Source organism: Rhodococcus sp. SMB37 (genome assembly GCF_004345605.1).
GTDB lineage: Bacteria > Actinomycetota > Actinomycetes > Mycobacteriales > Mycobacteriaceae > Rhodococcus.
The window spans coordinates 1-14066 of record NZ_SLVY01000002.1; the positions used below are offsets into that span (position 1 = coordinate 1).

Genomic DNA, 14066 nt, shown 5'->3' on the forward strand with positions numbered 1-14066 from the left:
GTGTGGACCGCTACTGCCGAGTCCATCCTGGCGAAAGTCGCGCGTGGGCGCGTCGCCCTCGAAAAGATCAGCTAATTCAGAGACACACCACTAGAACCGTGCGATCAGGTACAGCATCGTGCTCTTTGAGGAGCCCGACGGCCCGACGATCGCGAGCGGCGGCCTTCCGGCACGGACACGGACAATCCGTCGAGCACCGTTCGGTCGTCGTGCCCGAAGCCGACGGACTCGAAGGCGAGCCCATGTCCGGTCACGCTGATGGGTTGGCTCGGCTCCGGCAGCGGCGCGGTACCGAGGACCGCGTCCAGACGCATCAGTTCGGCTCGGGCGCTGCGCACGCTGCCGCCGAGTTCGGCCAGCGACAGCAGCGGGTCCGCGCACCGGGCGGCGAGCACCAGTATCGCCAGAACATCTGGCGCACCGATCTTTCCGCCGAGCGCGAGGTTGGCACCGAGCGCCAGTAGCACGGTGAAGACCGATTGCACCGTGAGGGCCGATCCGACGACCCCGGGTAGCGCCGACCACGTCGACCGACGGGACACACGTTGCACTTCGCTCGAGGAGTCGTCGAGTGCTCGGAATCCTTCGGCGGTCCGGCCGCCGGCACGGAGGACCGGCTGAGCCAGGAGGTATTCGATGACCCGTGCCGTCGCCTCGTCCAGCACCAGGGCAGGCGTGTCTGCGAGCAGTGCGCGAGCAATCGAAATCCGCTGCGCCTCACCTCCGGACAGCGTCGCGTCGTCACCGATCACCGACTCGTATCCACGAGGCAGCCCGAGAATTCGCTCGTGGATGTTCGCCGCACGCGCGGCACGGACCACCTCATCACGGTCGGCATTCGGTACTGCGAGCGCAATGTTGTCTGCAATCGACATGTGTAGCAGCCGAACGTCCTGGAAGACGAACGACACGTTTCGGTAGAGTTCCCGGTTGCCGATCTCCCGCAGATCCACGCCACCGAGCAGCACCGCGCCGTGAGTCGGGTCGAAGAGCCGGGGAAGCAACCGGACCAGCGTCGACTTCCCCCACCCGACGGGCCGACAATCGCGGTGACCGTCCCGGGTTCGAGTGTCAGGTCGATTCCGCGCAGGACCTCGCGCCCCGGTTCGTAGCCGAAACGGACGTCTCGCAGTTCCACTCGGTGGCCGTGCGGGGCGATCGGCCGCGTGGGTTCCGGCAGCGGCGGGGTGGCGAGAACATCACGTATCCGCTCGACGGCTCGGCCGGCAGCTCGGATGTCGTCGAAACCGTGGCCCAGGGCCGCCACCGGAGCAGTCAGTCCGATTCCGAGGAGCAGGAAGGGCAAGAGGTCGGCCGGGTCCATTCCTCCGTTCGTGATCAGCGCTGCGCCGCCGCTCAGTACAACCAGCAGCACGAGCGGTGGAGACAACACCGTTTGCATCCCCGCGGCGACCCGGGCGAGTCCCCGCACCACCCGGTGGAGTATATCGGCGAATTCGTCTGCGGCAGTGATAAATCGGCGATGAGCGCGGCCCCCTCCACCGAAAGCCGTGACCACCGAGTTGCCCTGCACGAACTCGACGACCGTGTTCGCGATCCGTCCCATCGCCGCGTCGAATGCTTCCTGCTCGGCCAACCGCGCGGAAGTCGTCATCAGCGGGACGAGCGCCACCGCCAGCACCAGTCGATGAGGCCGGGAGCCAGGAGCGCGCGGCCCAGTTCGACGACTGCCAACAGCGGCACGAGACCCGCGACGGCACCGATGACCTGGAGGAGGACGACGGCCTCAAACGACCTCGATACGGGCGCAGTCGCGTTGCGACGGACCGTTCTGCCATACGCCCATCGCCTTCCGATAGAGTCGATTCTCGCTGAGTCCGAGCCAGATCGGTGGCGGTCATGCGAGTGCGCCTCGAAGGAACTCGCCGATCTCTGCACGTGCCGCCTTCGCGTGCAGCACCACACCCGGCATGCTGAGGAACGCGTGCGTTGCACCGGAATACTCGGTGAGGCGCACAGAAGTCCCGGCAATCCCGAGACGCTCCGCGTAACAGCGACCGTGGTCGGCCACCGGGTCGATGGTCGGCACCACGACAAGGACAGGCGCGAGCCCACTCAGGTCGTCGGCGTACACGGGCGAGAGCTCACGGGGGTCCATTCCCGGCGGGATGGCGAACCGCAACAGCAGCTGCATCTGCTGCCGAGTGAGGGTCGGACTGTCGGCGTGGCGGTACATCGACGTGTACTCGAGTCCTGCAGGTGTCAGATCGACTGCTGGGTTGACCAGCACCTGCCCTACTCCAGTCCGCATGGTTGGCTGCCACATGCCACAACGCATCCCAGCGGTCATCGACGGCAGCGGACAGTGCAGTGTGGTGGGAGAGCAGGCGGTGTTCGACCGAGACGACAACCGCAGGCACCTGTGCCGCGAAGTAGCTGTTCGACCAGTCGCATTGCGCCGCGGTACCCACGAATCCGCCGCCATGCACGTGGAGCACGCGCGGCAGACCCGACCTGCGCAAGATTCTGTCTACGAAATTTCAGGACCCCTACCGGATCGCACTACAGGAGGCTCTCGGCGAGCCGGAGAATCGCGTCCTGTTCTACATCGACACGGTCGTGGGGACACTGCTCCACCGACTGGACATGACCGGTCGGCCGATGGACGGCGCAGATGTCACCGCGCTGATCGACTTGGTTCTGGCACACTTCGCCGCAGCGGCGCCTTGACCCACGCGGCAAGGAGCGCGGTGACCCCAGGGAACAACGGAATGACCAACAGCGCCGATCCCAGCCACAGCGGGACAATCCGGTCGTAGGCCTCACCGGACGCTCCCGCATCGATGGCCAGCGCAGTCATGCCGATGACGAACAGGGTCGTCACGCTCGCTCGCACCCAACGTTCCCGCTTCGCGCACCACAGTGCACCCAGCCAGCCCACCAGGCCCAGCACACCGACGACAACCAGGTAGACGACGATCGCATTGCGGTCGAGCCGCACGTCGTCCGCACCCCACTCGGGATACGCGCGCTCCACGTTCCGAGCAATGGACCCGAAGACCCACAGATCCAGCAGCGGCAACGCGATGCACACCAATTGAAGGCCGACGCCGATCCGCAGCGCCTGCATCACATTCGTCCACCGATTCTCCGTACGAACCTCGGTCATGGTGCTCATTTCCAGACCCTCTCTTACGGTGTATGACTTACCTGGACGGTAGTCTTACGACGTAAGAGGAGTCAAGCGGACGCCCCCTGTCAAGAACCGACCGGGCATGGGTTAGATTCGGACATCACCAGGGTCGATGCCGGGGGCGACTCAGCAACATCCCGGATGTCGAAGGAATCCTCAATGAATCGATCGGCCTTGTCTAGTCGCGCATATCGCACGGTCGCCGCACTCGGTGTCGCCGCCGCGGCGTCGCTGATCGGCCCTGGTAACGCCGCCGCGACTCCCCCGGGCCCCGACGCGTACGTCGAAGCTGTGACTCCGATCAGCGAACAGCATTGGAGAATCGATGTCTATTCGCCCGCGATGGAGACTGTGGTGCCACTGGACGTCCTCCGCCCCGCCGACGACAGCGCGCCGCGACCGGTCCTCTACGCCCTGGGCGGGGCAGGCGTCGGGGTGATCGAGGGCACCGGCTGGATCGAGAGCAGCGACATCGTCGAGTTCTACTCCGACAAGAACGTCAATGTCGTCGTGCCTGCCACTGGCAATTTCAGCTACTTCACCGATTGGGCCGAGGACGATCCGATTCTCGGCCGCAACAAGTGGGAGACCTTCTTGACGGAGGAACTGCCGCCGGTCATCGACGCCGAATTGGGAGCGAACGGCATACAGTCCATCCTGGGGATGTCGATGAGCGCCGGCTCCGCCCTGGATCTGGCGATCCGCAGCGACGATCTGTATTCCGGTGTCGCGTCTTTCAGCGGATGCGTCCGCACCAGCGACCCCATCGGCCAGCAGTACGTGAAGCTGGTGGTGGAACGCCGCGGTAAGGGAAACACCGACAACATGTGGGGGCCGGCCGGCGATCCCCGCTGGGCAGAACACGACGCCTACCTCAACGCTGAGGGTTTGCGCGGCAAAGCTCTCTACCTCACGAGCCGCAACGGCCTTCCCGGTGTATACGACATTCCCGGACAGGAACGAGCCGCGGGCGAGTCGTTCACCACCCAGATCGTGGCCGGCGGAGCCATCGAGGCAGCGGTCCAGATCTGCACCACACAGTTGGTGGATCAACTCGGCCTGCTGGGCATTCCGGTGACCGCAGATCTCGGAGCTTCCGGCACGCACTCCTGGAGGTATTGGGAGGATGACCTCCGCAACTCGTGGCCGACACTCGCCGCATCGATGGGTCTCGAAATCTGACACCGATCAGGAAGAACGAGCACTGCGAGCGCAGTATCACCCCGCACCGACGCGATAGCCTTGCGCCGTAAGCGGAGTCGAGGAGGATGTGGTGAGCGAACCCCGCGCACAGGGCAAACACGCAGGATTGACCCGAGAGCAGGTGCTGCACGCGGCTGTGGACTTGGTCGACCGGTGCGGCGCCACCGCACTGTCGATGCGCAAGCTTGCAAGCGAACTCGACGTCGAAGCCATGACGCTGTATCACCATGTGAGGAACAAGCAGGCTCTCGAAGATGCCCTCGTCGAGCACGTCCTGACGGAGTCGCTGTCCCACACGGCGACCTTCATTTCGTGGCACGATGCGCTTCGCAGCTACGCACACGACCTGCATCACGGGCTCGAGGCACATCCCGGCACGGTCATCCTGTTCGCATCGAGACCCGGTCTGACCGAGCGGAATTCGGCGGCCATCGAACGGCTACTGCAGATGCTGGTGGACGCCGGATTCGAACCCGACGTCGGGCTGCGGATCATCTACGCGGTCGCAAGCATGATTATCGGGCAGCATCTCGCACGCCCGGTCGACGAGATCGGCGAACTCGACGACCACCTCCCGGCCGGAGAATTCCCCCGCTTCAGGGAGGCGCTCCGATCCGGCGCCCCGAGCATCGAGTCACGCGTGTTGCTCGCGGTGGATGCGCTGATCATCGGCTTCGACGCGATACGTCGAACCTGACCGACGAACGACCCGCTATTTGACCGCGATCGGATTGAGCGGCGATCCGACGCCGCCCGGAATATTGAGCGGGCACGCCACGAACATGCACTCGTACACACCATCCGCGGCACAGTCCTCGGCGAGGTCCTCGAAGTCGAACATCTCACCGATGAGCAGACCCATGTCGCGGAGCGCGAGCATGTGGAACGGAATCATGGGCCCGCCGGGATTCGCGCCGAGCACCTCGACGGCCAGGTTGTCGGCGCACACGGCCGCGATGCCGTGGCCCCGGATCCACCGGGCGCACTCCCACGTGAGTCCCGGCGATCCGCTGAGTCCGACGTCGGCGCCGCGTCGATGATGGGGATATGTACCCGTACGCAACAACAGGATGTCGCCCTCGGACAAAGTGATTCGCGCTTCGTCCAACACGGAGTCGAGAATGTCCGGCGTGATCCGGGTTCCCGGTGCGAGGTAGTCGACGCCGAGATGACGCGGGACGTCGACGAGGATCCCGCGGGACACGACCCCCGACACCAGATTCTGGATCGAGCAGCGTTCCGCACCCCACGCGGTGACGGCGGTGTCGTGATGGAAACCGTTGTAGAGCAGGTCGTCGTACCAGACGTGAGCCAGCGCATCGAAGTGCGTCGTCGAATGGGTCCCGAGGATCAGCATGTCCTCCGACGAACACACGTCGAGAACTTGACCTTTCGGCATGTCGCCGCGATATCGGGTCATGGTGTGGATCGGATTGAAGCGCCCGCTGGTCCGGATGTCGTGCGGTCCGTGCTCATCGGCGGGCATCGATAGCGAGAACGACACTCCGCGCCGGACGGCCGCCGCGGCCTCTCGGACCTTCGCCGGCGTGAGGAGGTTGAGCGTGCCGCGCTGGTCTTCGTCACCCCAGCGACCCCAGTTGCTCAGCTCGCGCCCGACTTCACGAACCCCGTCCATGTCGATCGTCGTCAACCCGTTCTCCCTGTCGTCGCGCACCAGAATTGCGATCCGGCACCAGGAGAACATAATTCTCCTGCCCGCCGCAGGCAACCCTTCAGCGTCGAAGATTCGATCCGAACAACTCGTCGAGTTGCTCTGCCATGTACGAAATCGCCAACTCCGAAGCAGTCGTCGCAGGGTAGGACAGATTCCAGATGTGCGGCACACCTTCGTGCACCTTCACGCGCACATCGACCCCTGCATCCTCCGCCGTCCGTGCCAACAACAATGCGTCGTCCCTCAGCACCTCGGAATCGCTGCACTGCACGATAAGTCGCGGCTGACCTGCCCAATCGCCGAGCACCGGAGATACCATCGGATCCACCGCAGGATGACCCGACAGGTATGCAGCTGCCGCCTCGGTTGCCTGTTCGAGCGAGAACCGCTCATCGGTGTGCTCGTTGTCTCGGAAGCTACTCGCGGTGTTGCGCAGATCAGCCCACGGCGAGAAGAGAAATGCGCCGGCAGGCCCTGGAACCTCGAGCTGCCGCAGACGCAGCAGCAGCGCCGCCGCGAGCCCCCCACCTGCAGAATCGCCCCACAGCGCGAGGTGATCGCCGGGGATCATTCCCGCCAGCCACCGGTACGCCGTGACCGCATCGTCCATGGCTCCCGGGAACGCGCATTCGCCGGACAGCCGATAACCCACCGAGAAGACCTGGGTCTCACACGCCGCCGCGATCCGGGCCACGCTGTCGGCAAACATCCGAGGCGAACCCTTCCGGTATCCGCCACCGTGAAAGTGCAGCAGCGCCGCATCCGGGCGAGCGCCGGCGGGCCGCACCCGCAGAATCGGCACAGGCGCAGAATCGAGTGCCTCGATCTCGACGTCGAGGCGCTCACGCTTCGAAGAAAGTTCTGTGTCGGTCATATCCGTCCTCGTTGTGGCATCGGTCAGAGCGTCTCGACCCAGTCATGATTCGGTGCACGGCCCCCGATCTGCCGAGTCAGCAGCTGGGCCGAAGCAATCACAGGTTGCGCGGCAACGGGGATCGACCTGCCGTCCATCTCCCCGAGATGAAGAAGCGTGAGACAGAACGCAACGCGCCCATCGGGATCGAACACCGGGACCGCAATATTTCCTATGTTGTACACGGCGTCCGGTTCGAATTCCAGCACCGCGTAGTCGGGCAGCTGCTCGAAGAACTGCTGCAACAGCGATTCTCGCAGATCACGGTCGTTGGGACGTTCCGCGAGCTTCTGCGACACCGAGGGGCGATCAGGACGCAGGTCGTCGAGTCCGATCGAGTACCCCCGCAGCCGCACCACCGAACCGTAGGTGCGGAGATAGTCGGCCACGCGCTCCTGCAGGTCCTCGGGTAGTTCGGCGATCCACTCGCGCCCCTCGGCAGGCGGCATCCACGCCAGGAACGGCTGCCCGATCGGCGGTTGAAGCGGTATGCGCTGGCCCGGCGCGAGCTCGACCGATCGACCCGTCGGCTTTCCCTCCACCGCGATGCAGAGCACATCCCGGCCCACCCGGACCGTGCCGGAGCATTCGAGACCCGTGGATTCCGCCAGATTGACCATCTCGATGCGCGCGAGCTCGATGACGGGGTGCGCGTCGGCTGCGGCATGGCCGACTGCCGCCGCGGCAGGACCGAGGGTGTACGTCTTGTGACGCGGATGCCGCGAGACGTAGCCCTCGTCGTTCATCACCTTGAGCACCGCAAACATCGATCCGGGACTCACATCCAGCGCTCGAGCCAGCTCGCTCAGAGTGAACGTGCCCCGCTGGTTCGCGGTCAGAAAATCCAGCACCTGAAGTGCGCGCCGCGCCGAGAGAGCCATCCACATCCTTTTCTCGAAGATCGTTGACGCCGATAACAGCTGACGCTAGCGTAATCCACCAAGTTCTGAAACCATTTTCGAAATGCTGAAAAGGGACTCAAATGACACAAAGGCCGTTCATTCGGCGCGCTCTGGCCGAATCGAATCTCCACGCCCTGCGGTTGGCGTTGCTCCATGCCACCGGCGACCCGGCCCTCGCAGCGATGAAGCTCGAACTCGTCCCCATCCGCAGCGGCGCCGCATTCGAGATGACGATCGCCGAGGAGCACCACGCAGAACTCCTCCGAAAGGCCGAGGAATTCGTGGCTACGGAAGCTGCCACGTATGTCCCCAGGCCGCTGGATGAGAACCGAGTGCGCTCGATGATGGAGCTCGCGCTCGGCCAGGAACTCACCGACGAGGAATTCTTCGTCGCACGAACGATGCCCGCCCTGGAGGAATTTCCGGTCTTCTCGCAGTGGACCCGCGAGCGTCCTCGACGCGCGGACGACTTCCGCGTCGTGATCATCGGGGCCGGGCTCTGCGGCGTCGCGATGGGTGTACAACTCGAGCAACTCGGGATCTCGTACGTGATCTACGAGCGACGTCCGGATGTCGGAGGAACCTGGGCGATCAACACCTATCCGGACGCGCGCGTCGATACCGCCAGCACCACCTACGAATACAGTTTCGTGAAGAACTACCCGTGGTCCGAGCAGTATGCGCGGCAACCGGAAGTGCGCCGCTACATCGAGACGGTGGCGAAGACCTACGGTGTCTACGACCACATCCGGTTCGAGCATGAGGTGCAGTCGGCCGAATTCGACGAGCAGTCGGCCACCTGGTCGCTACGCGTCGCAGATGCGACCGGCGAGATCGAGACCGTGACCTCCAATTTCACCGTCACGGCCACCGGATTGTTCTCCACCCCGAAGAAGCTGGACACCGACGGTATCGACGACTTCACCGGCGAGGTCCTCCATACGACGGAGTGGACCGAGCAGCACAGCGTGGAGGGCAAGACTGCCGCAATCATCGGCAACGGCTCCACCGGCGTCCAACTACTGGCCCGCATCGCCGAGGACGCCGACCAGGTCTACGTGTTCCAGCGGACGCCGCAGTGGATCGCACCGCGCGAAGGCTACGGCGAGCCGGTGACCGAGGAAATGCGGTGGGTCCTCGACAACATTCCGCACTATTGGAACTGGGCTCGCACCACCGCTCTCAAGCCCGCCGACCCGCGTGGCACCATCACCCCCGATCCCGAATGGCGCGCCGCCGGCGGCCACTTCAGCGAGAGCAACGACAAACTCCGGGAGAACCTGACCCAATACATCCGCACTCAGGTCGACGATCGACCCGACCTCGTCGAACGTCTCATCCCCGACTACACCCCCGCCGCGCGACGTCCGGTCGTCGACAACAAGTGGTACCGGTCCCTCACCCGCGACAACGTGGAGCTGGTGACGGACGGGATCACGAAGTTCACCGACACCGGCATCGTCACCGCCGACGGCACCGTCCGCGACGTCGATCTCGTCCTCACCGCCGTCGGCTTCGAAGTGACGAAGTGGCTCTGGCCCATCGACTTCCGTGGTCGCGGCGGTGTCCACATCGAAGATCGTTGGAACCTGGACGGAGGGCCCCGTGCTTTCCAGGGCTTGGCAATCCCGGAGTTCCCGAACATGTTCGTGCTCTACGGCCCCAACGCGCAGCCGGCCACCGGCGGCGGAATCGGGCTCGGCGGCCTTCCCGCGTGGATGGAATCGTGGGTCGGCTACATCGCCCGGGTGATGATCGCCGTCATCGAGGACGATCACCACTGCGCTGAGGTCACCGATGCTGCGTTCTGGGAGTACAACAACGCGGTCGACGACGAGGCGAGCAGGCTCATCTGGCTCGATCCCGCCGCGAACCCCGAGAAGAACTACTACGTCAACGAACACGGCCGGCTCAGCACGAGCACACCCCTGCCGGGTCTCGATCTCGCGACACGCTTCCTGAGCTTTGCACGCGACGATTTCATCTTCACCCGAATCGGCTCCGACACCACCACTTCCGAAGAGCAAGCTCCGTTCGTCACCGTGTCCTGACGCCGCACCGCGTCTCGACGACCCCCACCGAGAAGAGAGTTGCCCACACATGATCGACCTAGGTTTGGACGGCGCCCGCGCGATCGTCATCGGCGCAGGGTTCGTGCCGATGCGTGCCGGACACGGTCGCGGCTCCGCACTGCAACTGTCACGCGCGGGCGCCACCGTGGCGTGCGTCGACAAGAACGCCGAACGAGCCGAACAGATCGTCCGTGAGATCACCGACGAAGGTGGCAAGGCGTTCGCGATCGTCGCCGACGTGCTCGACTCCGTTCAGGCTCGCCGCGCGGTCGACGAGGCTGCATCCCGGATGGGCGGCCTCGATGTCTGTGTCGACATCGTCGGCCAGGCCATGTGGAGCAAGGCCGCGGAGTTCTCCGACGACGACTGGAACGCGCAACTTCTCGTCAACCTCACGCAGGTCTTCTACGTCTTCAAGGCGGCCGTCCCGCACCTCGCGGCCAATGAGCAGGGCGGCTCTCTCATGGCGCTCACCTCGGTGGACGGTATCGGCTCGTCACGATTCCATGCAGCGTACGGTGCCGCGAAGGCCGGCGTCATGTCGCTCGTGAAGACCTTCGCCGACGAGTACGGCAAGGACGGTGTGCGGGTCAACTCGGTGGCGCCCGGCAATGTCGGCGGCGGCAACTGGGATCTCCCGGAGGTCCCCTTCGGGGAGGATGTCGTCAACGCCCTCGCACCACCGCGCGGCCGCGACATCGCCGACGCAGTGCTGTTCCTCGCGTCGCGCCTCGCCGCAAAGATCACGGGTCAGACCCTGGTCGTCGACGGTGGAGCGCTGGCCCTGAGCCCCTGGGGCATGAAGGAAGAACACATCGGCAGGAATGTCGCCTTCTCCAATGCCACACAGGATTGAGAGCTCCATGTCATCGATCACCACATCTACGATCACCGACGCCTTCCTCGTCACCGGCAAGGTCGCACTCGTCACCGGGGGTGGCAGCGGCATCGGCCGGGAGGCCGCGCTCGTCCTCGCCGCAGCGGGCGCGTGCGTCGTCGCCACCGATGTGAACGAGGCGGGTCTCGCAGAAACGCGCGCACGTAGCGAAGAGCAGGAAACTCCGATCGCCACGCGCGCCCTGGATGTGTCCGACCCCGTAGCGGTGTCGCGCGTGGTCGACGACGCCGTCGCCGAGTACGGGCATCTCGACATCCTCGTCAACGCCGCGGGGGTCATGATCATGCGGAGCGCGCTCGACGTGACCCCTGACGAACTCGAGCGGGTCTTCCGGGTCAACGTCGGCGGCACGTTCTACGCCTGCCAGGCCGCGGGCCGGGTCATGAGGCCCGGGGGGAGCATCATCAACCTCACGTCGAGCATCATCGACCGCACAAGCCCCGGACGGATCACCTACGCGATGTCGAAGGGTGCCGTCGTGCAGGCCACCCGCACCTTCGCACTGGAACTCGCCCCGGCCGGTATCCGCGTCAATTCCATCGCGCCGGGGTGGGTCGAAACAGGAATGACCGACCAGCACTGGACCGACCCCGACGGCACCGTCGACCACGACAAGCGTGCAGCGTATGTCGAGATGATGGCCGCGGCGTCGCCGCTCGGGGTCGTCGGTACCACCCGCGACATCGCGTTGGCCGTACTTCAACTCGCTTCGGGGGCAGGGTCATTCGTCACCGGTCAGGTCGTTCGGATCAACGGTGGGTCGTTCATGGCGTGAACACCGTGCAGATCCGAGTACCTGTAGGACCCACAGATGAGGAGAGCTGGAAGTGAGCGAAAGGCTCGAAGGCAAGGTTGCAGTGGTCACGGGCGGTGCCAGCGGCATCGGCGAGGCCTCGGCACGGCGGTTCGTCGACGAGGGTGCACGTGTCGTCATCGCCGACGTCAACGATCAACTGGGAAAGAGTGTTGCCGACGAATTGGGTTCGGCCGCCCTGTTCGTCCACGCCGATGTCACCGACCAGTACGACTGGGATCACCTGCTGGCGACGACGAGCGAGCATTTCGCGCCGCTCGATGTGCTCGTCAACAACGCCGGCGGCGGACGCGGTGTCGGCAAGATCGTCGACGAGGTCTACGAGGGGCACCGAGCCATCCTCGATCTCAATCTCTCGTCGGTGTGGATGGGCACCCGTGCCGCGCTGCCTGTGATGGGCGCGCACGGTGGCGGGTCCATCGTCAACATCTCCTCGATCGATGGGCTCGTGGGTGTCGAAGGGATGACGTCGTACGCCGCATCGAAGTTCGCGGTCACCGGCCTGACCAGAACGGTGGCTTTCGAAGGTGGTCCCCACAATGTGCGCATCAACTCGGTCCACCCCGGATTCATCCGGACGCCGATGACCGCCAAGCACGCCGGAGCAGTGAAGGCGCGGCTCGAATCGGCGATCCAGAAACAACCGCTCACCCGATTCGGCACACCGGAGGACATCGCAAATGCAGTCCTGTTCTTCGCTTCGGACGAGAGCTCGTACTGCACAGGCACATCCCTCGTCGTCGACGGCGGCCAGCTCGCCGGCCCACACCGAGATCCGATGTGATCCGGACCTTCCGGCAGCACACGTCATCCACTTCGTCGCACCCCCGGCCCTACGATAGGAATCCGATGATCAGACGCAGGCGTCTCATCTCCACGGCGGTCGCCGCCGTGTGCTCAGCAACGTTGGTACTCACCTCCTGCGGTGCTCCCGAGAATGGAAGCACTTCGGGAGGCAGCGTCGCCCCGGTGGGCGACCCCGTCGCCGGTGGCACCCTGCAGGCCATCCAAGGCAGGGAGCCACTCAGCCTCGATCCGTCGGACATCTCCAACGTCTGGACCCACTCCCCACTTCTGGGTAATGCCCTGTACGGCACGTTGATCACCAACAACGTCGAGACGCAGGAAGTCGAGTACTCGATGGCCACCGATTTCTCGACCGCCGACGGCGGGCAGACGTTCACGCTGAGACTGCGTCCGGGGCTGCAGTTCACAGACGGAACCCCGCTCGATGCTGCCGCAGTCGAGTACAACTGGGATCGGCTGCGCGACCCCAGCAGGGGCTCGGCGTCGCTCCGTCAGGCCGAGCAGATCGCCGATATGGAGGCCGTCGACGCGGAGACGCTGAACGTGACGCTGGTGTCGCCGAACCCCACCTTCCCGAATTCCCTCCTCGTCTCCGCACTGAACTGGATCGCATCACCGACCGCCCTCGAGAAGGGCAGGGAGACGTTCGACAAGAATCCGGTGGGGGCAGGCCCGTTCACCCTCACCGAGTGGGCCCGTCAGGACGTCATCCAACTGGTGAAGAACCCCGAATATTGGGACGCACCCCGGCCATATCTGGACGGCATCACCCTGCGTACGGTTCCCGCCGCCGATCAACGTCTCAACACACTCTCCACGGGCAGCGCGCACCTCGCCTCGGAATCGAACTGGCTGAACCTGTCCAAGTCGGAGAGCCTGGGGCTCGACACGGAGATCGTGCCCATGGGTGGCGGCCAGTACTTCGCCATGAACACCCGTCGCGCTCCGTTCGACGACGAACGCGCCCGACGAGCGGTGAATCTCGCCGCCGACATGGAAGGCGTCAACCTCGTCGCTTTCGAAGGCACGGGCGTCGTCCCGCAGACCCTGTTTCCCGAGGGATCACCGTTCTACGAGGACATCTCGCTTCAGGAAAGCGATGCGGAAGCGGCGCAGCGCTTGTTCGACGAGCTGGCCGCAGACGGCAAGCAGGTATCGTTCACCTTCACGACCTACTCGCTGGTCGAAGCCAGAGCGGCCGCGGAGACCCTGCAGGCCCAGCTCAGCGCGTTCGACAACGTCGAGGTCAAGGTGGAGACCCTCGACTTCGCTGCAGCGCAGACACGAGTCAACTCGCGAGATTTCGACATGACCATCTCGTCCGCGAACATCCAGGATCCGGATGGCCCACTGTGGAGTGCCTTCCACAGCAGCTCTCAGGGCAACACCTCAGGCATCGACGACGGCCGGCTCGACGCCGCACTCGAGGCCGGACGTGTCGGCATCACGACCGAAGAGCGTAAGGCCGCGTATGACGACGTTCAGCGACGGCTGACCGAACTCGTCCCGGGAGTCTGGTTCATCCAGTCTCCTCCCGCCACCATCACGGGCGCCGACACACACGGCGTCCGGCTCTACGGCATGGGTTCGCCACTCCCCGATGGCTTGTGGATCTCGGAGTGACCCGA

Annotated in this window: 13 protein-coding genes; 7 read left to right on the forward strand and 6 right to left on the reverse strand. The window is 64.8% G+C overall.

Going from position 1 to position 14066, the window contains the following annotated elements; genetic code table 11:
• Positions 1-104 precede the first annotated feature (104 nt).
• The 3 genes from EV641_RS29640 to EV641_RS03335 form a co-directional block, all read right to left on the reverse strand.
• On the reverse strand, positions 105-1004 hold the full coding sequence (locus EV641_RS29640; RefSeq protein ID WP_241996806.1) for an ATP-binding cassette domain-containing protein: 900 nt from the start codon (positions 1002-1004) through the stop codon (positions 105-107).
• A gap of 854 nt (positions 1005-1858) precedes the next feature.
• Entirely contained in the window at positions 1859-2272 is a 414-nt protein-coding gene (locus EV641_RS03325; RefSeq protein ID WP_199233126.1) for an alpha/beta hydrolase fold domain-containing protein, read from the reverse strand.
• A 366-nt stretch (positions 2273-2638) separates the two neighbouring features.
• On the reverse strand, positions 2639-3139 hold the full coding sequence (locus tag EV641_RS03335) for a hypothetical protein (RefSeq protein WP_241996808.1): 501 nt from the start codon (positions 3137-3139) through the stop codon (positions 2639-2641).
• Positions 3140-3313: 174 nt separating this feature from the next.
• Here EV641_RS03335 and EV641_RS03340 point away from each other — a divergent pair, with 174 nt between their 5' ends.
• On the forward strand, positions 3314-4336 hold the full coding sequence (locus EV641_RS03340) for an alpha/beta hydrolase family protein (protein ID WP_054713350.1): 1023 nt from the start codon (positions 3314-3316) through the stop codon (positions 4334-4336).
• A 91-nt stretch (positions 4337-4427) separates the two neighbouring features.
• Positions 4428-5054 (forward strand): TetR/AcrR family transcriptional regulator C-terminal domain-containing protein, encoded by a 627-nt coding sequence (locus tag EV641_RS03345; protein ID WP_054713351.1) that lies wholly within the window; start codon positions 4428-4430, stop codon positions 5052-5054.
• A gap of 15 nt (positions 5055-5069) precedes the next feature.
• On the opposite strand, the gene EV641_RS03350 is transcribed toward EV641_RS03345, so the two are convergent.
• The 3 genes from EV641_RS03350 to EV641_RS03360 are packed head-to-tail and all read right to left on the reverse strand — an operon-like array spanning position 5070 to position 7826.
• Positions 5070-6062, reverse strand: a complete 993-nt coding sequence (locus EV641_RS03350) for a cyclase family protein (RefSeq protein WP_054713338.1) — start codon at positions 6060-6062, stop codon at positions 5070-5072.
• Between the two features lie 28 nt (positions 6063-6090).
• Positions 6091-6906, reverse strand: coding sequence for an alpha/beta hydrolase fold domain-containing protein (locus tag EV641_RS03355; RefSeq protein WP_054713339.1), 816 nt, complete (start codon positions 6904-6906; stop codon positions 6091-6093).
• Between the two features lie 23 nt (positions 6907-6929).
• Complete coding sequence (locus tag EV641_RS03360) at positions 6930-7826, reverse strand: helix-turn-helix domain-containing protein (RefSeq protein ID WP_158289115.1); 897 nt, start codon at positions 7824-7826, stop codon at positions 6930-6932.
• A 101-nt stretch (positions 7827-7927) separates the two neighbouring features.
• Here EV641_RS03360 and EV641_RS03365 point away from each other — a divergent pair, with 101 nt between their 5' ends.
• The 5 genes from EV641_RS03365 (at position 7928) to EV641_RS03385 (ending at position 14061) form a co-directional block, all read left to right on the forward strand.
• Positions 7928-9898 carry an NAD(P)/FAD-dependent oxidoreductase gene (locus EV641_RS03365; protein WP_132470799.1) on the forward strand — a complete coding sequence of 657 codons (1971 nt, stop codon included), beginning with the start codon at positions 7928-7930 and terminating at the stop codon, positions 9896-9898.
• Between the two features lie 49 nt (positions 9899-9947).
• On the forward strand, positions 9948-10775 hold the full coding sequence (locus EV641_RS03370; RefSeq protein WP_132470800.1) for an SDR family NAD(P)-dependent oxidoreductase: 828 nt from the start codon (positions 9948-9950) through the stop codon (positions 10773-10775).
• A 7-nt stretch (positions 10776-10782) separates the two neighbouring features.
• Positions 10783-11592 (forward strand): SDR family oxidoreductase, encoded by an 810-nt coding sequence (locus tag EV641_RS03375; RefSeq protein ID WP_158289116.1) that lies wholly within the window; start codon positions 10783-10785, stop codon positions 11590-11592.
• A 52-nt stretch (positions 11593-11644) separates the two neighbouring features.
• Positions 11645-12415 carry a glucose 1-dehydrogenase gene (locus tag EV641_RS03380; protein WP_054713348.1) on the forward strand — a complete coding sequence of 257 codons (771 nt, stop codon included), beginning with the start codon at positions 11645-11647 and terminating at the stop codon, positions 12413-12415.
• A 185-nt stretch (positions 12416-12600) separates the two neighbouring features.
• The gene (locus tag EV641_RS03385) at positions 12601-14061 is read left to right on the forward strand and encodes an ABC transporter substrate-binding protein (RefSeq protein WP_347238210.1); all 1461 of its coding nucleotides are present in this window, start codon (positions 12601-12603) and stop codon (positions 14059-14061) included.
• The last annotated feature ends 5 nt before the right edge of the window (positions 14062-14066 follow it).

Bases quoted from the DNA above. Each gene is read 5' to 3' on its own strand.
- EV641_RS03325 (WP_199233126.1), bottom strand. From the start codon at position 2,272: ATGCGGACTGGAGTAGGGCAGGTGCTGGTCAACCCAGCAGTCGATCTG.
- EV641_RS03335 (WP_241996808.1), bottom strand. From the start codon at position 3,139: ATGAGCACCATGACCGAGGTTCGTACGGAGAATCGGTGGACGAATGTG.
- EV641_RS03340 (WP_054713350.1), top strand. From the start codon at position 3,314: ATGAATCGATCGGCCTTGTCTAGTCGCGCATATCGCACGGTCGCCGCA.
- EV641_RS03350 (WP_054713338.1), bottom strand. From the start codon at position 6,062: ATGTTCTCCTGGTGCCGGATCGCAATTCTGGTGCGCGACGACAGGGAG.
- EV641_RS03355 (WP_054713339.1), bottom strand. From the start codon at position 6,906: ATGACCGACACAGAACTTTCTTCGAAGCGTGAGCGCCTCGACGTCGAG.
- EV641_RS03360 (WP_158289115.1), bottom strand. From the start codon at position 7,826: ATGGCTCTCTCGGCGCGGCGCGCACTTCAGGTGCTGGATTTTCTGACC.
- EV641_RS03365 (WP_132470799.1), top strand. From the start codon at position 7,928: ATGACACAAAGGCCGTTCATTCGGCGCGCTCTGGCCGAATCGAATCTC.
- EV641_RS03370 (WP_132470800.1), top strand. From the start codon at position 9,948: ATGATCGACCTAGGTTTGGACGGCGCCCGCGCGATCGTCATCGGCGCA.
- EV641_RS03375 (WP_158289116.1), top strand. From the start codon at position 10,783: ATGTCATCGATCACCACATCTACGATCACCGACGCCTTCCTCGTCACC.